Genomic DNA, 20,169 nt, shown 5'->3' with positions numbered 1-20,169 from the left:
TTCTTAACGAGTCCATCCTTACTGGCATTGATTTTCATGCATGCTGACCGCATGTTAGAAGCATTGCGTCGCGCGAAACCTCGCGCCCGAACTCTATGATGAAAGGACTGCGCTGATGACCAATCCATTACTCACCCCTTATTCGCTACCGCCTTTTTCCGCTATCAAACCTGAGCACGTGGTTCCCGCTGTGACTGAAGCGCTGAACAACTGTCGTGCCGAAGTGGAACGCGTTGTGGCCCAGGGTGCGCCTTACTCCTGGGATAATCTGGTGCAGCCGCTGGCCGAAGTGGATGACCGTCTGAGCCGTATTTTCTCCCCGGTGAGCCATCTGAATTCCGTTAAAAACAGCCCGGAACTGCGCGAAGCCTATGAGCAAACGCTGCCGCTGCTGTCTGAATACAGCACCTGGGTGGGACAGAACGAAGGTCTGTATCAGGCTTACCGTGATTTGAAACAGGGCGACAACTACGCCGCACTGGATATTGCGCAGAAGAAAGCGGTGGATAACGCACTGCGTGATTTCGAACTCTCCGGTATCGGCCTCGATAAAGAGAAGCAGAAACGCTACGGCGAAATCGCCGCGCGTCTGTCTGAACTGGGCTCGACCTACAGCAACAACGTGCTCGACGCTACCATGGGTTGGAGCAAGTTGATCACCGATGAAGCGGAGCTGGCGGGCATGCCGGAAAGCGCGCTGGCTGCGGCCAAAGCGCAGGCCGAAGCCAAAGAACAAGAGGGCTGGCTGCTGACGCTGGATATCCCAAGTTATCTACCTGTCATGACTTATTGCGATAACGCCGCGCTGCGTGAAGAGATGTACCGTGCCTATTCAACGCGTGCTTCTGAGCAGGGCCCTAATGCCGGCAAATGGGATAACGGCCCAATCATGGCGGAAGAGCTGGCGCTGCGTCACGAGCTGGCACAGCTGCTGGGCTTTGACTCCTTCGCGCACAAATCACTGGCGACCAAAATGGCTGAGAATCCGGCTCAGGTGATCGACTTCCTGACCGACCTCGCCAAACGTGCCCGTCCGCAGGGTGAGAAAGAGCTAGCTCAGCTGCGCGCCTTCGCCAAAAAAGAGTGTGGCGTGGACGAGATGAATCCGTGGGATCTCACTTATTACGGCGAGAAGCAGAAGCAACATCTCTACACCATCAGCGACGAGCAGCTGCGTCCGTATTTCCCGGAAGAGCGCGCGGTGAGCGGCCTGTTTGAAGTGGTGAAACGCATTTACGGCATCACCGCCAAAGAGCGCAAAGACGTTGATGTTTATCATCCGGACGTGCGCTTCTTCGACCTGTTCGATGAAAGCGGCGAGCTGCGCGGCAGTTTCTACCTCGACCTGTATGCGCGTGAGCACAAACGCGGCGGTGCCTGGATGGACGATTGCGTCGGGCAGATGCGTAAAGCCGATGGCAGCCTGCAGAAGCCGGTGGCCTATCTCACCTGTAACTTCAACCGTCCGGTCCAGGGCAAGCCTGCGCTGTTCACCCACGATGAAGTCACCACCCTGTTCCACGAGTTTGGCCATGGCTTGCACCACATGCTGACGCGCATCGAAGCGCCGGGCGTGTCGGGCATCAGCGGTGTGCCGTGGGATGCAGTCGAGCTGCCGAGCCAGTTTATGGAAAACTGGTGCTGGGAGCCGGACGCACTGGCGTTTATCTCTGGTCACTATGAAACTGGCGAACCGCTGCCGAAAGATCTGCTGGATAAAATGCTGGCGGCGAAGAACTATCAGGCAGCGCTGTTTATCCTGCGTCAACTGGAGTTCGGCCTGTTCGACTTCCGCATGCACACCGAATTCAATCCGGAAAAAGGCGCGCAGATCCTCGAAACCCTGCGTGAAGTGAAGAAGCAGGTTGCCGTGGTGCCAAGCCCGGAATGGGGTCGCTTCCCGCATGCGTTCAGCCACGTCTTCGCCGGCGGTTATGCAGCGGGCTACTACAGCTATCTGTGGGCTGACGTGCTGGCGGCGGATGCCTACTCACGCTTTGAAGAAGAGGGCATCTTCAACCGTGAAACCGGTCAGTCGTTCCTCGACAACATCCTGACGCGCGGCGGTTCTGAAGAGCCAATGGAGCTGTTCAAACGCTTCCGTGGCCGTGAACCGCAGCTGGATGCGATGCTGGAACACTACGGAATTCAGGGATAAGCCTGCTTGTGAAAATCGGTTTAATCGATGAATCAGGCGCCGGAGACGGCGCCTTATTACATCTGGCGCAGCGCTGGGGCTTAGAGCATGACGATCAGGCGCTGATGGCGCTGGTGCTGACGCCGGAGCGCCTTGAGCTGCGTAAGCTGGATGAGCCTAAACTGGGCGGCATCTTTGTGGATTTCGTCACCGGTGCGATGGCGCATCGCCGTAAATTTGGCGGTGGTCGCGGCGAGGCGGTGGCAAAAGCGGTGGGCATCAAGGGCGGCTATCTGCCGGATGTGATCGACGCGACGGCAGGATTGGGGCGTGATGCCTTTGTGCTGGCGGCATTAGGCTGTCGGGTGCGCATGCTGGAACGCCATCCGGTGGTTGCGGCTTTGCTTGATGATGGTTTGCGCCGCGGTTATGCCGATGCGGAAATCGGTGGCTGGCTGCGTGAGCGTCTGACGTTGCTGCATGTGGTAAGCCAGCAGGCATTGAGTGATATCACGCCCGCGCCGGATGTGGTGTACCTTGATCCGATGTATCCCCACCGTCAAAAGAGCGCAATGGTGAAGAAGGAGATGCGCGTATTTCAGTCGCTGGTGGGACCCGATGAGGATGCCGATGCGCTGCTGGAACCGGCGCGTCGTCTGGCGAAGAAACGCATTGTTGTGAAGCGCCCGGATTACGCGCCGCCGTTAGCGGGGGTGGTGACGCAATCGGCGGTGGTCACCAAAAGCCATCGCTTTGATATCTATCCGCCGTTGGTTTAAAAAAACAGGGCCAGCTAAGCTGGCCCTGCTCTTATTCGTCTTCTTCGTCACGCAACGGCACAATCAACATATCGATATGTACCGTGTTAATCAGCTGGCGCGCTGATGACATCAGCTTGCTCCAGAAATCCTGGTGATGGCCACAGACCACCAAATCCACATCATATTTCTTAATCGCATCCACCAGCACCTGACCGAGATCGCCGCTGCCGCTCAGGGTTTCACTGATCGGATAACCGGCGTTGGTGGAAAGCTCTTTCAGCGCGGTGTGCGTCTCTTCAGAAATGCGTTTCTGCATATCGCCCAGATTGACGTCAATCAGCCCGGTGTAGAGGTCTGAGTAATTCACATCAACGTGGATCAGCGAGATTTTTGCATCGTAAGGGCGGGCCAGTGAAACGGCTTTATCAACCAACAACTGGCTTTCCGGGGAAAGGTCTACGGCAATCAGGATGTGTTTATAGGCCATGATAAAACTCCTTCTCAAGATTCTGGGGGCAACCCGTTGTTTGCCTTCACGGCAGGCGTTGTCCTTTGCGCACAATGGCGATGAAGCGCCGCCAGCCATAATTTATGCCATCAGGCGTATGTTGTTATGCTTTGAGTATAGCCAGAGTTGTTAACAAATGCTGCAATCCACGGCTCGCTTGTGAGGAAGATCAAGCGCTATCGCAATTTTCACTCGCGGTGAACGAAAATCATCGCTGGAAAAAAATTGAACAGATCTCCTACACTGAAAATGAGTGCCACTGCCGTCTGGGTGACGCGCTCGGGTTCGCACAACAACAATGCAATTCGATTCATCTGTGGCTGGTTAATTTCCCGTGGGACGTCAGCAGCATTTCCCCGCTGCCTTCGACGTCATTACGGCTCCAGCTGGGAGGGGAACATGATCAGCACTATCGCGCTTTTTTGGGCTCTGTGTGTGGTTTGTCTGGTGAATATGGCGCGCTACTTCTCTTCTTTACGCTCGCTATTGGCTGTGCTGCGCGGATGCGATCCGCTGTTGTATCAATATGTGGATGGGGCGGGTTTCTTCACGTCTCATGGTCAGCCGAGCAAGCAGGTGCGGCTGGTGCGTTATATCTGGGATAAACGCTATCGCGATCATCACGACGACGAATTTATTCGCCGCTGCGAACGCGTGCGCAGGCAGTTTGTCCTGACCAGCGGTCTGTGTTTTGTGGTGGTGGTGAGCCTGATTGGTCTGGCGATTTGGCATTAATCAGCGGCAATAAAAAAGGGCGACCTGTGTTGAACAGTCGCCCTCTTGTTTACTGATACCAGCTTAGATAATTTTCAGCGCGATCCAGTACAGCGAACCTGACAGCACAATACACACCGGCAGGGTGAACACCCACGCCATGGCGATATTTTTAATGGTGCGGCTCTGCAAGCCACCGCCATCTACCAGCATGGTACCGGCAACGGACGATGACAGGATATGCGTGGTGGAAACCGGCATACCGGTGTAGCTGGCGATACCAATCGACACCGCCGCGGTAACCTGAGCCGACATGCCCTGTGCGTAGGTCATGCCTTTCTTACCGATTTTCTCGCCGATGGTGGTCGCCACACGACGCCAGCCAATCATGGTACCGATGCCCAGAGCTAACGCCACGGCCATGATGATCCAGATTGGTGCATATTCCACGGTGCCCAGCAGATCGCCCTTCAGCTTATTGAGGAAGCGCTTATCATCCGGAGTGGTCTCTGGCAGCTTCGCGGCTTTATCGGCGGTGTCCGAGACGCACATCAGCAGGCGACGCATCTGGCTGCGCTGATCAACTGTCAGTTGGTCATAGCTGTTCAGATTAGTCAGCAACACCTGCGCACGGTCAATGGCTTGCAGCGCGCGGCTGCTGTCGCAATGGAACTCATGCGGACCGCCCACGGCTTCTTCCGGTGAAGGCACAGCAGGCGGTGCCATCTGGATGATATGCGTGAGTGAATCGCTGTGTTGCTGATAATACTGTTCCAGATGATTGACCGCATCGCGAGTACGCGTGATGTCATAACCTGAGGCATTCATGTTGACCACGAAACCAGCAGGTGCCACACCAATCAGTACTAACATAATCAGGCCAATGCCTTTCTGACCGTCGTTCGCACCGTGGGAGTAGCTCACGCCAATCGCCGAAACAATCAGTGCGGTACGCGTCCAGAACGGCGGCTTTTTCTTGCCATCGATCTTTTCACGGTCGGCGGGCGTCATATGGATACGCGCGCGTTTAGGCGTGTTGCTCCAGTAACGGCGCAGGATAAAGATCAACGCACCCGCAATCACCAGGCCAACAATCGGTGACAGAATCAGAGAAAGGAAAATATTGATCACTTTCGGCAGGTTGAGCGCATCAACCACCGAGGTGCCGGTCATCAGCGCATTGGTGAGACCAATACCGATAATGGCGCCAATCAGGGTGTGGGAACTGGATGCCGGCAAGCCCAGATACCAGGTGCCGAGGTTCCAGATGATGGCCGCCAGCAACATGGAGAACACCATGGCGAGGCCGTGCGCGGAACCCACATTCAGCAGTAAATCGGTTGGCAGCATATGCACGATGGCATAAGCCACGCTTAAGCCGCCCAGCAAAACGCCTAAGAAGTTGAAAACACCCGCCATCACAACCGCCAATTGCGCCCGCATCGCACGGGTATAAATGACTGTAGCGACTGCGTTAGCAGTGTCGTGGAAACCGTTGATTGCCTCATAGAACAATACGAACAGCAGAGCTATTACCAAAAACAGGCCGGTACTGAGGTCAAGACCAGCGAACAGATGTAGCATAAACGTTACGCCATTTTTTGGAGGACATGAACGCGGCGCATTATCTGCGACAACCCGCATGATGTGAAAGGAAAATATAGTCCCTTTTTGACTTAAATTTGCCATTTAAGCGCTGCGATTGGGTAAAAAGGCTGAAAAATAAGCGAGTTACAATATGACATATTTACGGCATTTTTTTGACGCTGGCGCGAAATGCCGCAGATCTCTACAATCACCGCCTTTCAATTGAGTGGATTAAGCGCAGTGGACAAGTTTGACGTTATCGTAATAGGTGCAGGCGCTGCCGGCATGTTCTGTGCAGCGCAGGCAGGGCAACTGGGCCGCCGCGTGCTGCTGCTGGATAACGGCAAAAAGGCAGGGCGTAAAATCCTGATGTCTGGCGGCGGTCGCTGTAACTTCACCAATATGTACACCGAACCGGCGGCGTACCTCTCGCACAACCCGCACTTCAGTAAGTCGGCGCTGGCGCGTTACACCCAGTGGGACTTCATCGATCTGGTGAATCGCCATAACATTGCGTATCACGAGAAGACCCTCGGTCAGTTGTTCTGCGATGACTCGGCGCAGCAGATTGTTGATCTGCTATTAAAAGAGTGCGAAGACGGGCAGGTCACGGTGCGTTTGCGCAGTGAAGTGCTGAGCGTGACGCGTGATGAAAATGGCTACACGCTGCAGCTGAACGGTTCAGAGGTGGAGGCAGAGAAGCTGGTGATCGCCAGCGGTGGCTTATCGATGCCGGGCCTGGGGGCGACACCGTTTGGCTATAAAGTGGCTGAGCAGTTTGGTTTGAAAGTCTTCCCGACGCGGGCCGCGCTGGTGCCATTCACTTTGCATAAGCCGCTGCTGGAGCAGTTAAACACGCTGTCGGGTGTGGCACTGCCCACCACCATCACCGCGCAAGATGGAACGCTGTTCAAAGAAGCGATGCTGTTTACCCATCGCGGCTTGTCGGGCCCAGCGGTTCTGCAAATCTCCAGCTACTGGCAGCCGGGGGAATTTGTCACCATCAACCTGTCGCCGGAAACCTCGCTGGAAGATTTCATCAATGTACAGCGCGAGGCGCATCCGAATCTCAGCCTGAAAAATAGTCTGGCGAAAATCCTGCCAAAGCGTCTGGTGGAAGTGTTACAGGAGTTGAAGCAGATCCCGGATGTGACGCTGAAGCAGCTTAACAGCAAGCAGCAGGCCGAGTTGGTGACCACGTTGCATCAGTGGCGCGTGCAGCCGAATGGCACCGAAGGGTATCGCACTGCCGAAGTGACGATGGGCGGCGTCGATACTACCCAGCTCTCCTCCAAAACCATGGAAGCGCGTGACGTGCCCGGTTTGTACTTTATTGGCGAAGTAGTGGATGTCACCGGCTGGCTCGGCGGATACAACTTCCAGTGGGCATGGAGCTCAGCCTGGGCGTGCGCGCAGGCGCTGTGAGTTATCACGTCGCCATCAATGGCGACGCTACAGGGTTAATGTGTGGGTCTGCGTAATGGCGACGCTACAGGGTTAATGCGCGGGTCAGCGTAATGGCGACGCTACAAGGCTAATGCGTAGATTGGCGTAATGGCGACGCGACAACCCAAATGCGCGGATTTTCGTAGGGTGCGCATTCATGCGCACCTGGTATTATTGAGCGGCTTTGCCCGCTAACGCTGCTGCGGGTGTCAGGGTTTTCGACTGATCGTGCAGCAACACTTGCCCCAGCAGGCTATCGCTGTTCACCACCCCATATTTAAGATGCGTCGCGATATATTTGCGGTCAAAGCTGGTGAGTTTATACACCGGCGGCAAAACCTCCGGTAAAGCATCCACCATCAGCATGCGGCTCAATTTCACCGGACGCCAGCCGCTCAGGGTTTGATACAACAACGCACCGGCTTCCGCTCTGCGTAAGTAGAAGTTGTAGTGATTCTCTTCCCGCAGCGCCTGCTGCTGAGCGATATACACCACCAGATAGTCCGGCGTCTTAATGCCCTGCAAAATCGTGTCGTAGTTCGGCAACGCCAGCAATTGCTGGAAGAAGGCTTCTGAGCCTAACTCGACAATCGGGCGGAAGCACTGCAGCCAGCGGCCGATAAAGGCATTGTTTTTCGGCGCGGCAAGAAACCAGGATTCAATCACCGGATAGGCGCGATCGCGGGTGGATTCATCGCGATAAAAGGCGATCAGGTCGTAACCGTCATCCGAATTTACCGCCAGCAACTCATCAAGGGTGCGGTTAAGGATGATGGTGGCATCCATCCAGATCCCACCATAGCGATGCAGCAACTCCAGACGAATAACATCGCTTTTATGCGAAGCCCGCATCCCCGCGTGAACAAATTTCAGGTCTGGCAAATATTCGTGCAGATTGAGATTGTTGATCACCGTCAGCGCATAGCCAGGATTTTCACGGGCAATTTTATCGACAAAAATCTGGACTTCAGCCGGGAGCTTTTCACTTTCCCAGTACATCCAAATTTGTCGCGGAATTGGCGCAGGCGGATTAGCGCGAGCCTGCAGGTTAATATCCTGCTCGGCCAAGGCGTGATAGGCGGGAAGGCGCTTGCGTGTGGTCAGCTTTTTTTCCGCCAGCAATGCCAGCGAAATCAAATGCATTTTAAGTATATGGTCAGACATGGTCATTCCTGTAACCCGGTCGGCCGCTATCCCAGCTTTTGCCACTTTCAGGCGAAAAACTGGCCCTGTGACAGCGGGCACGATGAAGCGCTAATGGCGTGAAAAGTGCCTCAAAATTAACAAACAGCGCCGGGCTGCTCAATAAATAAACGCTGAAAGCGTCACTTTAAGAGAATACGCAGGCGGCGTTTGCCAGGCGTGCCGTTGAAGCGGGTGTTTAAGGGCTGTTGACCGGCGAATCTGTTAAGATCGCCGCGTTTTTTTCTAACCGGCCCATGATTCTATGTTCAAACTTAAATTCCTTCTGCCCGTGCTTATCGTCATCAGCGCGGCTGTCTGGTGGCTGATGCCACACTATAGCGATGAAGACAAAGGCTATTACATCGCCATGTTCTGCACCCTGACGCATGACGGGCGCGATAACTCACCACAAGCGATGCAGCAGATCATTGAAGGCAGTAATTCCGATTACGCGTTGCAGAAAATCCATTTCCAGTCGGGTCTGGCAGAACATCTGCAAACAGTGTGGCAGGATTTGACAGCGGAGCAGCAGCAGCAGGCGCGGCAGGAAGCGCTTTCCTGCCGCAAGGTGATGTCGGAAAAGTTATTACCGGGTAAAGCGGTGCAGTGATTAATGCAGCGGCAGCGCTAATACCGCGTCGGTGGTTTTGATCTCAGCAAACACATCGGCAACGCCTGCTAATGCGCTCTGCTGCAGCACCTTGTGATCGACCACCTTGTTATCCCAGGTCGCCAGATCGCGCGTGGCGGTGGCATCTTCCGGAATGATCACTGCATAGCCGAGAGGCACGGCATCACGCGCGGTGGATGACACGCACATGTGAGTCATCAGGCCAGTGACAATCAGCTGTTTAATACCGAGCGCATCCAGCTGCTGTTGCAGGTCAGTGCCGACGAAGGAGCTGGGGGTGGCTTTGGTAATCACCCGGTCATTCTTACCCGGTTGTAAATCCTTGTGGAAATCGGCAAAGCGGCTGCCTTTAGCGAACAGCGGACCATCTGCCGCGCCAAGATGCTGTACAAAGAAGACGGGCATCCCATTTTTGTGTGCATGTTCCACAATACGTTTACTGTTTTGCAGGGCTTGCATACCATCTGGGATCGGCATCTTACCGCCTGGAAAGTATTCATTCTGAATATCAATGACGATGACCGCCGTTTGTTTGGCCGTGAGTTGCGTTGTCGCGGTGGCACCGCTGAGCGTGCGAATCGTTGGTGCCTGACCGGCCTGACGGTCTTCCGCAAATGCATTGCCGGAAATGGCCATAGCCAGTGCTAAGGTTCCTGAAGCAATCATGTTTTTCATCGATGATAATCCTTTGTCAGTGAGCGAATGCCAGAGGTCAGGCTGACCTCCGATACTCAGCAGTATGGCCATTTGACCGACAGTGAAGGAGTACGGCTGATGACAAAAAACGTTCACTTTGCGCCAAAAACCGCGCATGCCCATGCCCCGATTAAAGTGGGTGTGGTGGTGTTTGACGACATCATTCCGTTCCACCTGTCAGTGCCCTGCGCGGTGTTCGAAAAAGCAGAAAATGATGACGGTACGCCGTTTTATCAGTTACTGATCTGCGCGACCCATCCCGGCCCGCTGAAAACCAACAGCGGCTTTTCCATTGTGGCGGAACATGGACTGGAGCAACTGGCACAGGCCGATATGGTGGTGGTGCCAAGCTGGAGCGATCCCGCGGTGGCTCCGCCTGCAGCGCTGATAGCGGCGCTGCAGCAAGCCGCACAGCGCGGCGCACAGATTGTGGGCTTGTGTCTGGGCGCCTTTGTGCTGGGAGCGGCTGGCTTGCTGCAACAGCAGCGCGCCACCACGCACTGGCGCTGGATGAGCGATTTTGAACGTCTCTATCCTGATGTAACGATTGATCGCGACGTGCTGTATATCGATGAAGGGCAAATTGTGACCTCGGCAGGCACTGCGGCGAGCATTGATTGCTGCCTGCATCTGGTACGTGAGCAGTGCGGGGTGGATGTCGCCAACAGTGTGGCGCGCATGCTGGTGGTGCCGCCACATCGGCAGGGTGGCCAGGCGCAATATATTGAGCAGCCGGTGTATCACTCGGCGGGTAACGATCGCTTTATGTCGGCACTTAGTTGGGCAACGGAAAACTTGCAGCAGGCACTGACGCTGGAGCAGCTAGCCGAAAGGGCGCTGATGAGTCGTCGTAGCTTTACACGCCGTTTTAACCAGACCACCGGCAGTTGTTTCAGTGATTGGTTAGTCAATCAGCGCCTGGCGCTGGCTCAGCGATTTTTAGAAAAAACCGATCAGCCGATTGAACTGATCGCTGAAAAAGCCGGATTCTCTTCGCCGTTAATGTTAAGACGACATTTTAAAAAGAATTTGAATACTTCTCCGTTACAGTATCGGAAAACTTTTCGTGGTCGGATTTGAAGTAATAGTCGGTAAATCAATCCATTAATAAAATGCAGTGAAAATATAACGGATCATGTAATCACTGGATTGTTTTTAGCAGGTTGCCTGATGATGTGCATATTTTTGCGTAAATGATGGCTAATCTTATCAACGGATGGCGAACCATCCGTTGTGATAAATTTAGCGTGAAGAAAAATAGTTACGCGGTTTATTAACGCATCACACAATCGATGCGCGAGGGGAATTGGCCTGAACGCAGCGTTGGCGTTCTCACCTCTTTCAATTGATCGCTGCTGTTAAATTCATGCCTTCGGCAAATCACGCACGGGTCAGCGCTCTCTTTCAGTTGCTGCTGGGCTTCACTCCCCAGCTGGCGCTTACGGCAGAAGAGCGGGGTGCAGCCCATCACTTGCTTAAAGGAGCGAGTGAACGATTGCTGGCTTTCAAAATGGTATTTTACTGCCAGGCCGATGATCGGTGCATTGCTGTATTTCAGCTCGCTGACACAGCATGCCAGTTTCTTTTTACGGATATAGCGGGCCAGCGTTTCGTTATGATAGCGGGCAAATAATTTCTGCAAATACCATTTGGAATAACCAGATTTCACTGCGATATCATCAATACTTAAACGCTGATCCAGGTTGTCCATAATCCATTTGGTCACCGAATCAATAACCCCTTCGTTGTATTTTTGCGGCATCTTTATGATCCTCCATTAACTGGACACAGTGTAAAATAATTAATCTTTCCAATCATCCGATTAACGTAAAGTTTTATAAGGAATTGGCTGTTTTATTATTTGTCATCAAGACGGGTCTTGTATTTAGTGAAATTAAAGCCTTTTTTGTTGAGCCGATGTTGAATGTTTGGCGTAATCACGCCCGTTATTTTTAACTCAAATTCTCCATCGCTTTGTCGCGCTTAACAGTCTGAGAAAAGCATACCGCTGGCACACCTCATCAATACGCTTTGGTGCATACCGTGCCAGACTGAGGGCTTTTGCATAGCTCAGGAGAAGTGCGCATGGCTTTTCGTTTCCCGCTAAAACAGTCACTTGCCGTGATTTTGACCGCGATGGCTGTATTACCCACCACCTCCGCGTTAGCGGCCAATGAGTATGGCGAGCAGCTGGAAGGTTTTCAGTATCCTTATTCACTTGAGCATTTTAATTTCTCTTCTCAGCAGCAAACGCTGAGCATGGGGTATATGGATGTGAAGCCCGCTCAACAGCCCAATGGTCAGACGGTGGTGCTGCTGCACGGTAAGAACTTCTGTGGCGCAACCTGGGAAGACACCATCAAGGCGCTGAGTCAGCAGGGTTATCGCGTGATTGCACCGGACCAGATTGGTTTCTGCAGTTCGACGAAACCCGCCAATTACCAGTACAGCTTCCAGCAGCTTGCGCTGAATACCCATCAACTGCTGCAACAGCTCGGTATCGATAAGGCGGTGATTGTCGGGCATTCTACCGGCGGGATGCTGGCCACGCGCTATGCGCTGATGTATCCGCAGCAGACGCAGAAACTGGTGCTGGTGAATCCGATTGGGCTGGAGGACTGGAAAGCCAAAGGCGCGCCGTGGCGTTCAGTGGATCAGTGGTATCAGCGTGAGCTGAAGCTCAATGCGGCGGGCATTAAAAAGTATGAGCAAGCTACTTACTACAGCGGTCAGTGGAAGCCGGAGTATGACAAATGGGTGGATATGCTGGCGGGTCTCAACAGCGGCCCGGGCCACAAGAAGGTGGCATGGAACTCGGCGCTGATTTACGACATGATTTTCACCCAGCCGGTGTATTACGAATTCAAAGACCTGAAAGTACCCACGACGCTGATGATCGGTACAGCGGATACCACGGCGATTGGTAGCGATATCGCACCACCGGCAGTGAAAGCGCAGTTAGGTCATTACAATGTTTTGGGCAAGCAGGTAGCGAAGATGATTCCTGGCGCGCGCTTAGTGGAATTCCCTGGTATGGGACACGCGCCTCAGATGGAAGAGCCGCAGAAATTTAACCAGACACTGATTAGCGATTTGGCGCGTCCGCTGTAAGGGACGGTGGCAAATGGGCGTGCCAAGGCACGCCCTCACATCACTGCGCCAGTTTTTTCTTGCCGTTCTTGGCTTCGTACATGCGTGCATCGCTGCCTTCCAGCAACTGCTCCAGCGATTGCGGTTGGTCAGGATCAAACTCCACGATGCCCGAAGAGAAGTGCAGGGCGTAGCGGCGGTCGAGATCCTGAGTCTGCTTCTGCAGGAAATGGTCAAAGCGCGCGAGCACACCTTCGGCATCGTCGTGCTGTAAGCCGTTAAACAGCACCACAAACTCATCACCGCCCAGACGGGCAAAGATATCGGCATGACGGAAGCTCACCTTCATCGCGTCGGCAAAATCCATCAGCGCGCGGTCGCCTTCACGGTGGCCCAGCGTATCGTTAATGGCTTTAAAGCGGTCGAGATCAAGGAAGGTCAGGCTCGCCGGCAGTTGCTTCACCTGGCACTCATTCAGCGCCAGCTGTCCGAGCGTCATAAAGCCGCGACGGTTGGTGATTTGGGTCAGTTCATCTGAGGTAGCGGTTTGAAACGCCACCAGCTCGGCTTCTGCCATCGCGGCCAGATCGCGCAGCGTATGCATATCGTCTTCGTTGAACTCGCGGGCATGGTGATCGACGATACACAGCGTGCCGACTTTAGCGCCAGAAGGCGTACGCAACGGACAACCGGCGTAGAAGCGCACAGGGCTGTCTGAGGTATTCACTAACGGATTATCGTGGAAGCGCTCATCTTCGAGGGCGTTCTCCACCACCATCACATCATCTTGTAAGATGGCGTGGCCACAGAACGACGTATTGCGGGGTGCGGTCGCCGCGCCTGGCCCCGCGACAGATTTGAACCACTGGTGGTCCTCCTCCAGCAGGCTAACCAGCGCAACCGGCACGCCGAACAAACGACGGGCAAGGCGGGTTAAACGGTCAAAACGCTCTTCTGCAGGCGTGTGCAGAATGTTGAGCGCACGTAACTGGGCCAGACGAATCGCTTCGTCCGCAGGCAGTGCAGGTGCTTTCATCGCGTTACTCTTTCTTTTGAATTATTCGGGTACAACAACACTGGTGTTTTGGTGCCACAAAGGCATAAAGCGCCTGGCAATGGTAGCGATATCCACTGCCAAGCGTAACGGATATCAGAGCACTTTTTGCTCGGCGAGATCAAGGGCAAAATAGCTGAAAATCAGGTCGGCACCGGCACGTTTAATCGCACCAAGACTCTCCAGAACCACATTACGTTCGTCGATGGCACCCGCCTGCGCGGCGAATTTGATCATCGCGTATTCACCACTAACCTGGTATGCAGCCAGCGGCAGAGTAGTGCGTTCGCGGATATCACGCAGAATATCGAGGTAGGCGCCCGCCGGTTTCACCATCAGTGAATCGGCCCCTTCGGCTTCATCGATCAGAGACTCGCGAATCGCTTCACGACGGTTCATCGGATTCATCTGATAAGTTTTACGATCGCCTTTCAGCGCCGTTCCCGCCGCTTCACGGAATGGACCGTAGAACGATGAGGCGAACTTGGTGGAGTAAGACATGATGGCGGTATCGGTGAAGCCTGCCGCATCCAGCGCCTGACGAATGGCTTTCACCTGACCATCCATTGCCGCTGAAGGGGCGATGAAATCAGCGCCGGCCTGTGCAGCCACTACGGCCTGTTTGCCAAGGTTAATCAACGTCTGGTCGTTGTCCACGCCGTGATCGCACAGTACGCCACAGTGACCGTGGCTGGTGTATTCGCAGAAGCAGGTATCGGACATCACGATCATCTCTGGCACGGTGTCTTTGCAGATGCGCGACATACGCGCCACCAGGCCATTTTCATTCCATGCATCGCTGCCGGTTGCATCGGTGTGATGCGAGATACCGAAGGTCATCACCGAGCGAATACCGGCTTTAGCGATACGCTCAATTTCATACGCCAGACGTTTCTCAGGAATACGCCTCACACCCGGCATGGCGTTGATTGGCACGTAATCGTCCACGCCTTCTTCAACGAAGATCGGCAGAGCCAAATCGTTCAGGCTGAGGTTGGATTCCTGGAACATTTCACGCATTGACGCGCTTTTGCGCAGTCTTCTTGGACGCTGGAGCAGATTGAATTCAGACATGTTCGTACAACTTTTGCTGGTGAAAAAAGTGACAATAGTTTACCCCTTTTCGCCAGCGGGGATGAAGGATTGTGTGCGGAAACGAAAACTCCCGCCGGGCGGCGGGAGTAGAGAAGATTACTCGTTGATGTCCGGGTGCTGCTGCACCAGGTTTTTACGTTTCGCCTCTAGCTTGGCGATCTCATCATCAATATCTTCAATTTTCTGCTCAATATTGTCGTGATGCTCCTGCAGGATTTCACGCGCTTCTTCAATATCCGAAGCCGCCGGAGTGGCACCGCGCAGCGGCTTGTTGGCGGTCTCTTTCATGTAGATACCGGTGATCAAACCAATCACCGCCACCACCATCAGGTAGTAAGCCGGCATATACAGATTGTTGGTTGTCTCTACCAGCCACGCGGCGAAGGTTGGGGTTAAACCGGCAATCAATACTGAGATGTTAAAGGCACTCGCCAGCGCACTGTAACGAATGTGCGTTGGGAACATCGCCGGCAGCGACGAAGCCATCACGCCGGTAAAGGCGTTAAGGATTACCGCAAGCAGCAGCAGACCAGCAAAAATCAGACCCAGCACGCCGCTGTTAATCAGCATGAAGGCCGGAATTGCGCAGGCAAACAGCGCGATACTACCAATGATGATAAACGGACGACGACCAAAGCGGTCACTCAGCATACCCATCACCGGCTGGACAAACAGCATACCCATCATGATGGCGATAATGATCAGCACGCCGTGATCTTCTGAATAGTGCAGGTTATGCGACAGGTAGCTCGGCATGTAGGTCAGCAGCATGTAGTAGGTCACGTTGGTGGCAATCACCAAACCGACACAGGCCAACAGACTCTTCCAGTGCTTAGTGGCGATCTCTTTGAACGACACTTTCGGGCCGTCGCGCAGACCTTCACGGTCGCCTTGCTCCAGCTTCTCAACGTGCTGCTGGAACGCCGGGGTCTCTTCCAGTGCATGACGCAGATAAAGACCAATCAGGCCCAACGGCAAGGCAAGGAAGAACGGCAGACGCCAGCCCCACTCAAGGAACTTCGCCTCACCAATCACGGTGGAAATCAGTACGACGACGCCCGCACCCAGCACGAAGCCGGCGATCGAGCCGAAGTCGAGCCAGCTACCCATAAAGCCACGTTTACGGTCTGGCGAATACTCTGCGACGAATATCGACGCACCGGTGTATTCACCGCCCACCGAGAAGCCCTGCGCCATTTTGGCCAGCAGCAGCAGAATCGGTGCCCAGATGCCAATGGAGGCATAAGAGGGGATCAGGCCGATACAGAAGGTACTGATCGACATGATGACAATGGTGATGGAGAGGATTTTCTGACGACCGTATTTGTCGCCGAGCATACCGAAGAACAGTCCACCCAGTGGACGAATCAGGAAGGGAACCGAGAAGGTACCCAGTGCAGCAATCATCTGCACGCTTGGCGATGCATCCGGGAAGAACACCTTACCCAGTGCATAAGCCACAAAGCCATAAACACCGAAATCAAACCACTCCATCGCGTTGCCCAGAGACGCGGCGGTAATGGCTTTTCGTAAACGGGCGTCATCGATAATCGTGACGTCATCCAGCCCGATAGGTTTTACACGCTTCCTACGTAGTTTCATGATGTAACCCTGTATTGGAATTCGAAAAATCCTCAACGCTGCAGACTACATTTTGTGGCCAGTCCACGGCGTTGAGAAAATTTAAGCATAGCCGTGAAAGATGGTTTTATCCGGCATTGCTTGGGTAATAATTAGGGGCGAAATGATTACGTCCCGCGACAGAGTATACCGATTTTGTGTGATATTTGTCATGTTTCGGCCGGCAACTGGCTATTTTTTGGCTAAAGATACGGTTGAAAGCGGGCCGAAACGCAGCAAATAAAATCACATAAACGGGGCGAAGAGGCGCGTATTGCCTGCTTTTTATCGAAGCGGTGAGGGGCGAGGGGCTTTGATAACGAAAAAATTATTTTAGCGCTCCTGCGGAGTAAGGAAATCCTGATGGTTATCAGTGGGATCAACTGCGCACCACCTTTAAATTAATCCATTGTTCTGCTAAATCGTGGCTTTGTTTCCACACCTGATTGTTGCGCAAATAAATAAGAAAAGCTTACCAATAAGCGAAGCGGCAAGCTTTGCTTGCCAGCCTGACATCATTCGGTAATACTCTGCCGCCTGGCTCAGGTGGAGTGTTCATGTCGAGAAAAAACGCCCGATTGTTTGAGAATCCCTGGCTGTCGCAAATCGACAGTGTAGAAAGGAATCTTATCAATTATGCGCCTGATGCACGGCGAATTGCTCCTGTTTCCATCGTGCCGGTGGGGTGGATTGAGTGCGGTGAGCGGGCCGATGCACAGCTGACACTGTTGGCACAACGGCCCGATGAGCTGGTGAAGCGTTTGAAAAGCTGGAGGCAGGCGGGATTGCTGACCAGCCAGGCCGCGGAGAGCTTTCGTCAGTTGCAGCGTCTGACGCAAACCAGTATTGCGCGTAACCAACCGATTACGCAGCTTGAAGAGTATCAGCAGTTGGTGGGGCAATTAACGCCGACGCTGGAGCGCATTAACCAACGCCTAAACGCGCAACGCCAGTCCGCCAATTTGGCGGAAGACAGCCTGGAAGTGGCATTGCGCATCGCGGAGAAGCGCCGCCGTTCAGAGTAACGAGCGCAGCGGAGCACCCGTCACCCATCCCTGAATATCTTCCACGGCCTGCGTAAAGTAGGTGCGGTAGTTGCTATCTGCAACGTACCCAAGATGCGGTGTGGCGAGTACGTTGGGCAGATGGCGCAGCGGATGATCAGCGGGTAACGGTTCCTGTTCAAACACATCGATCCCGGCGCCAGCCAACTGACCCGATTGCAGCGCCGCAATCATCGCCTGCTGGTCGACAATCGCGGCGCGCGAGGTGTTAATCAACAGCGCACCCGGCTTCATCTGTGCCAGCGCATCGCTATCAATCAGATGACGCGAGCGCTCGCTAAGCACCAGATGCACGGAAACGAAATCGCTGATCCGCATTAGCGCATGTAACGAGTCCATACGCTCGACACCGCATTCGGCCGCACGCGCGTCGGTGAGATTCTGGCTCCACGCGCAAACGCGCATGCCAAACGCCTGTGCCACTTTGGCCATCTCGCCACCAATTTTTCCCAGCCCCACTAAGCCCAGCGTTTTGCCCTGCAAACCGAGCCCCAGCGTTTGCTGCCACGGCCCGTTATTGCGCAGTGCCTGACTCTCCACGCCAATGTGACGCGCCAGCCCAATCAGCAAGCCCCAGCTCAGCTCCATCGGCGCGGCGCTGCTGCTGGCGGTACCGCACACCGCGATGTAGCGCTCGGCGCAGGCGTGCAGATCAATTGACGCATTGCGCATGCCGGAAGTGACCACCAGTTTGAGGTTAGGTAAGCGGCCAATCAGCTCCGCAGTCAGCGGTGTGCGTTCGCGCATAACAACGAGGATATCGGCGTGTTCGATATGGCGCACCAGCTCATCTTCATTGTCAAAATGTTGGGTCAGTGCGGTGGTCTGTACGGTAGGTTGAAGCGATGCCCAATCGGCCAGCGACAGGGCAACGTTCTGATAATCATCAAGAATCAGGCAATGCAGGCTCATGGGGTTCCTCAACAAGAAGCGGCTGGCATCCTTGCTCGTTGAGCCAGGCGCGGAGCCGGTCATTATCCATCGGACGGGCATAATAATAGCCCTGAATCAGCACCACGCCACGCTGTCGCAGATAGTCATATTGTAACGAGGTTTCCACCCCTTCACCGAGCACATCCAGCTTGAGTTTGTGGCACAGGTTAATGATGGCATCCAGCACCGGCGTTTCCACCTCCAGACCTTCAATCGCGTTAATAAAGCCACGATCGATTTTCAGGTAATCGAGTGGGAAGGTCAGCAGGTAAGAGAGAGAGCAGTGACCGGTACCAAAATCATCGATCGCCACCTTCATGCCGTGTGACTGCAGATGGCGCAGCTTGCGTGCCACCAGTTCGCCGTCATCAATCAGGCTGCGTTCGGTCAACTCCAGCGTGACCACCATTTGCTTATCTTTAATCCGGCGGGCAAAGCGCTGAATATCCTGCACGAAATCGGCATGTTGCAAATGCTCTGCTGCCACGTTCAGACCGATATGGAAACCGGGTTCCACCTGCCAGCCCTGAATATCTTCCGCCATCAGATCCAGTAAATGCTGGGTGAGCGGTACAATTACGCCCTCTGCTTCAGCATGGCTAATAAAAATATCCGGACGGATCATCTCGCCATTCGGCAGTTGCCAGCGTAACAAGGCCTCCGCGCCTTTGCAGCGCTCGATCTCAGTACTGTAAACCGGCTGGTAATGCACCGAGAACTGACGATTACGGATGGCGCGACGGATTTCATCGCCCCAGGAAATGCGGCGGCGTAGCCAGTTGGCGGTCAGCACCATCAGCAGAATAGAGAAAATCGCGGCCATCGGCAGGAAGATAAACAGCGCCTGGCGCCAGGCTTTTAGCAACTCGGAGGCGGGAACCGTGACGTTGACGCTGATCGGGTAGCGGCTCGACTCCGCTTGATAAGGCTCACTCTTGAAATACAGCTCGGGTTCGATATCGGCAGGGCCGCTGGTGATCGCCGCACCGCCGCTAAAGCGCATGCTCATCTGGTAGCCACGTGACTCGCCGATCGCATGCATAAAGTCCATCAGATACTGACCGTCAATCACAGCCCAGAAGCCGGTGCTGTCGGGTAGCTGGCGCACAAATACCACGGCAGGACGATTGGGCACGCCGTAAGTGCCACGAATCGAGATACTCCACCAGGCTTTACCGGTGATTGGCGGCGGTTGCATCATCATCTGGGTCAGGGTGCCATGCACCAAACCAAAGGCCGATGAGCAACTGATGTTCTCGCCATTCAACAGACCGACGGAACGGAAATAGGCGTTAAGAGTGCCAGCACGCTGCAGCTGGTCTTCGATTTTATCGCAAGGCTGATAATGGTACTGACGCAACTGGGTGATCATATCCCAGGCGTTATCACTCATCTTTTCAGCTTGCGTTAAGAGGGAATTGGCCGTGGAAATCTGCTGCTGGCTCACCGTGTGCCGCGCTTCAATGGCTGTACAAAGGATGCCCAGTACCAGCGGTAATAACCCGGCACAGACAATTAACAGCCAGCCAAAATCGCGATTTCTTTTTTGCGGTGGCACCTGACTTTCCTCGGTCATTTTAAGCAGCAGATGAGGGCTAAGCTGCGGCGTCAGCAGCATAACACTTCCAGGGGCCGTGCATATTAGCGT

Annotated in this window: 18 protein-coding genes; 8 read left to right on the top strand and 10 right to left on the bottom strand. The window is 54.2% G+C overall.

The genetic code is table 11. The annotated features are described in order from the left end of the window. The first annotated feature begins 115 nt into the window (after positions 1–115). Positions 116–2,158: an oligopeptidase A gene (prlC, locus tag ACXI0A_RS20390; protein WP_224934325.1), complete on the top strand. Its 2,043-nt coding sequence runs from the start codon at positions 116–118 to the stop codon at positions 2,156–2,158. Between the two features lie 8 nt (positions 2,159–2,166). Further along, positions 2,167–2,916: a 16S rRNA (guanine(1516)-N(2))-methyltransferase RsmJ gene (rsmJ, locus tag ACXI0A_RS20385; RefSeq protein ID WP_476150756.1), complete on the top strand. Its 750-nt coding sequence runs from the start codon at positions 2,167–2,169 to the stop codon at positions 2,914–2,916. Between the two features lie 31 nt (positions 2,917–2,947). On the opposite strand, the gene uspA is transcribed toward rsmJ, so the two are convergent. Then, positions 2,948–3,385, bottom strand: coding sequence for a universal stress protein UspA (gene uspA, locus ACXI0A_RS20380; protein WP_034819767.1), 438 nt, complete (start codon positions 3,383–3,385; stop codon positions 2,948–2,950). Between the two features lie 420 nt (positions 3,386–3,805). Here uspA and uspB point away from each other — a divergent pair, with 420 nt between their 5' ends. After that, positions 3,806–4,141: a universal stress protein UspB gene (uspB, locus tag ACXI0A_RS20375; protein WP_100701850.1), complete on the top strand. Its 336-nt coding sequence runs from the start codon at positions 3,806–3,808 to the stop codon at positions 4,139–4,141. 63 nt (positions 4,142–4,204) lie between these two features. Here the strand turns inward: uspB and pitA are convergent, their stop codons facing one another. Further along, entirely contained in the window at positions 4,205–5,704 is a 1,500-nt protein-coding gene (pitA, locus tag ACXI0A_RS20370) for an inorganic phosphate transporter PitA (RefSeq protein ID WP_160868875.1), read from the bottom strand. Positions 5,705–5,896: 192 nt separating this feature from the next. Between pitA and ACXI0A_RS20365 the strand changes: the two genes are divergently transcribed. Next, a complete protein-coding gene (locus tag ACXI0A_RS20365) occupies positions 5,897–7,132 on the top strand; it encodes an aminoacetone oxidase family FAD-binding enzyme (protein ID WP_476150757.1) in 1,236 nt (411 codons plus the stop codon). Between the two features lie 192 nt (positions 7,133–7,324). Here the strand turns inward: ACXI0A_RS20365 and ACXI0A_RS20360 are convergent, their stop codons facing one another. Beyond that, entirely contained in the window at positions 7,325–8,317 is a 993-nt protein-coding gene (locus tag ACXI0A_RS20360) for a capsular polysaccharide synthesis protein (protein WP_476150758.1), read from the bottom strand. A gap of 283 nt (positions 8,318–8,600) precedes the next feature. Between ACXI0A_RS20360 and ACXI0A_RS20355 the strand changes: the two genes are divergently transcribed. Beyond that, positions 8,601–8,948: a hypothetical protein gene (locus tag ACXI0A_RS20355; RefSeq protein WP_476150759.1), complete on the top strand. Its 348-nt coding sequence runs from the start codon at positions 8,601–8,603 to the stop codon at positions 8,946–8,948. Here the strand turns inward: ACXI0A_RS20355 and ACXI0A_RS20350 are convergent, their stop codons facing one another. Next, on the bottom strand, positions 8,949–9,644 hold the full coding sequence (locus tag ACXI0A_RS20350) for an isochorismatase family protein (protein ID WP_476150760.1): 696 nt from the start codon (positions 9,642–9,644) through the stop codon (positions 8,949–8,951). It lies immediately after the preceding gene. Between the two features lie 99 nt (positions 9,645–9,743). On the opposite strand from ACXI0A_RS20350, the gene ACXI0A_RS20345 reads away from it, so the two are divergent. Beyond that, on the top strand, positions 9,744–10,745 hold the full coding sequence (locus ACXI0A_RS20345) for a helix-turn-helix domain-containing protein (RefSeq protein ID WP_476150761.1): 1,002 nt from the start codon (positions 9,744–9,746) through the stop codon (positions 10,743–10,745). A 193-nt stretch (positions 10,746–10,938) separates the two neighbouring features. On the opposite strand, the gene ACXI0A_RS20340 is transcribed toward ACXI0A_RS20345, so the two are convergent. Beyond that, the gene (locus tag ACXI0A_RS20340; protein WP_224934332.1) at positions 10,939–11,427 is read right to left on the bottom strand and encodes a helix-turn-helix domain-containing protein; all 489 of its coding nucleotides are present in this window, start codon (positions 11,425–11,427) and stop codon (positions 10,939–10,941) included. Positions 11,428–11,750: 323 nt separating this feature from the next. Here ACXI0A_RS20340 and ACXI0A_RS20335 point away from each other — a divergent pair, with 323 nt between their 5' ends. Then, on the top strand, positions 11,751–12,776 hold the full coding sequence (locus ACXI0A_RS20335; protein WP_224934333.1) for an alpha/beta fold hydrolase: 1,026 nt from the start codon (positions 11,751–11,753) through the stop codon (positions 12,774–12,776). A gap of 40 nt (positions 12,777–12,816) precedes the next feature. On the opposite strand, the gene ACXI0A_RS20330 is transcribed toward ACXI0A_RS20335, so the two are convergent. The 3 genes from ACXI0A_RS20330 to proP form a co-directional block, all read right to left on the bottom strand. Then, complete coding sequence (locus tag ACXI0A_RS20330) at positions 12,817–13,791, bottom strand: diguanylate cyclase domain-containing protein (RefSeq protein ID WP_476150762.1); 975 nt, start codon at positions 13,789–13,791, stop codon at positions 12,817–12,819. Between the two features lie 114 nt (positions 13,792–13,905). Further along, entirely contained in the window at positions 13,906–14,883 is a 978-nt protein-coding gene (gene hemB / locus ACXI0A_RS20325) for a porphobilinogen synthase (RefSeq protein WP_476150763.1), read from the bottom strand. Between the two features lie 117 nt (positions 14,884–15,000). After that, entirely contained in the window at positions 15,001–16,506 is a 1,506-nt protein-coding gene (gene proP / locus ACXI0A_RS20320) for a glycine betaine/L-proline transporter ProP (RefSeq protein ID WP_224934336.1), read from the bottom strand. A gap of 575 nt (positions 16,507–17,081) precedes the next feature. On the opposite strand from proP, the gene ACXI0A_RS20315 reads away from it, so the two are divergent. Beyond that, positions 17,082–17,549: a hypothetical protein gene (locus ACXI0A_RS20315; RefSeq protein WP_476150764.1), complete on the top strand. Its 468-nt coding sequence runs from the start codon at positions 17,082–17,084 to the stop codon at positions 17,547–17,549. Here the strand turns inward: ACXI0A_RS20315 and ACXI0A_RS20310 are convergent. Then, positions 17,541–18,500, bottom strand: a complete 960-nt coding sequence (locus tag ACXI0A_RS20310; protein ID WP_476150765.1) for an NAD(P)-dependent oxidoreductase — start codon at positions 18,498–18,500, stop codon at positions 17,541–17,543. The genes ACXI0A_RS20315 and ACXI0A_RS20310 overlap by 9 nt on opposite strands. After that, the gene (locus ACXI0A_RS20305) at positions 18,475–20,079 is read right to left on the bottom strand and encodes an EAL domain-containing protein (protein ID WP_476151199.1); all 1,605 of its coding nucleotides are present in this window, start codon (positions 20,077–20,079) and stop codon (positions 18,475–18,477) included. The genes ACXI0A_RS20310 and ACXI0A_RS20305 overlap by 26 nt, the downstream gene beginning before the upstream one ends. Positions 20,080–20,169 lie beyond the last annotated feature (90 nt).

This window comes from Pantoea sp. C1E2, from assembly GCF_056491465.1.
The sequence above is the reverse complement of the archived record's forward strand: the minus strand, read 5'-3'. Positions and strand labels throughout refer to the sequence as shown.

Coding starts and splice junctions, on each gene's coding strand:
- prlC (WP_224934325.1), top strand. CDS start 116: ATGACCAATCCATTACTCACCCCTTATTCGCTACCGCCTTTTTCCGCT.
- uspA (WP_034819767.1), bottom strand. CDS start 3,385: ATGGCCTATAAACACATCCTGATTGCCGTAGACCTTTCCCCGGAAAGC.
- uspB (WP_100701850.1), top strand. CDS start 3,806: ATGATCAGCACTATCGCGCTTTTTTGGGCTCTGTGTGTGGTTTGTCTG.
- pitA (WP_160868875.1), bottom strand. CDS start 5,704: ATGCTACATCTGTTCGCTGGTCTTGACCTCAGTACCGGCCTGTTTTTG.
- ACXI0A_RS20365 (WP_476150757.1), top strand. CDS start 5,897: ATGCCGCAGATCTCTACAATCACCGCCTTTCAATTGAGTGGATTAAGC.
- ACXI0A_RS20360 (WP_476150758.1), bottom strand. CDS start 8,317: ATGTCTGACCATATACTTAAAATGCATTTGATTTCGCTGGCATTGCTG.
- ACXI0A_RS20355 (WP_476150759.1), top strand. CDS start 8,601: ATGTTCAAACTTAAATTCCTTCTGCCCGTGCTTATCGTCATCAGCGCG.
- ACXI0A_RS20350 (WP_476150760.1), bottom strand. CDS start 9,644: ATGAAAAACATGATTGCTTCAGGAACCTTAGCACTGGCTATGGCCATT.
- ACXI0A_RS20345 (WP_476150761.1), top strand. CDS start 9,744: ATGACAAAAAACGTTCACTTTGCGCCAAAAACCGCGCATGCCCATGCC.
- ACXI0A_RS20340 (WP_224934332.1), bottom strand. CDS start 11,427: ATGCCGCAAAAATACAACGAAGGGGTTATTGATTCGGTGACCAAATGG.
- ACXI0A_RS20335 (WP_224934333.1), top strand. CDS start 11,751: ATGGCTTTTCGTTTCCCGCTAAAACAGTCACTTGCCGTGATTTTGACC.
- ACXI0A_RS20330 (WP_476150762.1), bottom strand. CDS start 13,791: ATGAAAGCACCTGCACTGCCTGCGGACGAAGCGATTCGTCTGGCCCAG.
- hemB (WP_476150763.1), bottom strand. CDS start 14,883: ATGTCTGAATTCAATCTGCTCCAGCGTCCAAGAAGACTGCGCAAAAGC.
- proP (WP_224934336.1), bottom strand. CDS start 16,506: ATGAAACTACGTAGGAAGCGTGTAAAACCTATCGGGCTGGATGACGTC.
- ACXI0A_RS20315 (WP_476150764.1), top strand. CDS start 17,082: ATGTCGAGAAAAAACGCCCGATTGTTTGAGAATCCCTGGCTGTCGCAA.
- ACXI0A_RS20310 (WP_476150765.1), bottom strand. CDS start 18,500: ATGAGCCTGCATTGCCTGATTCTTGATGATTATCAGAACGTTGCCCTG.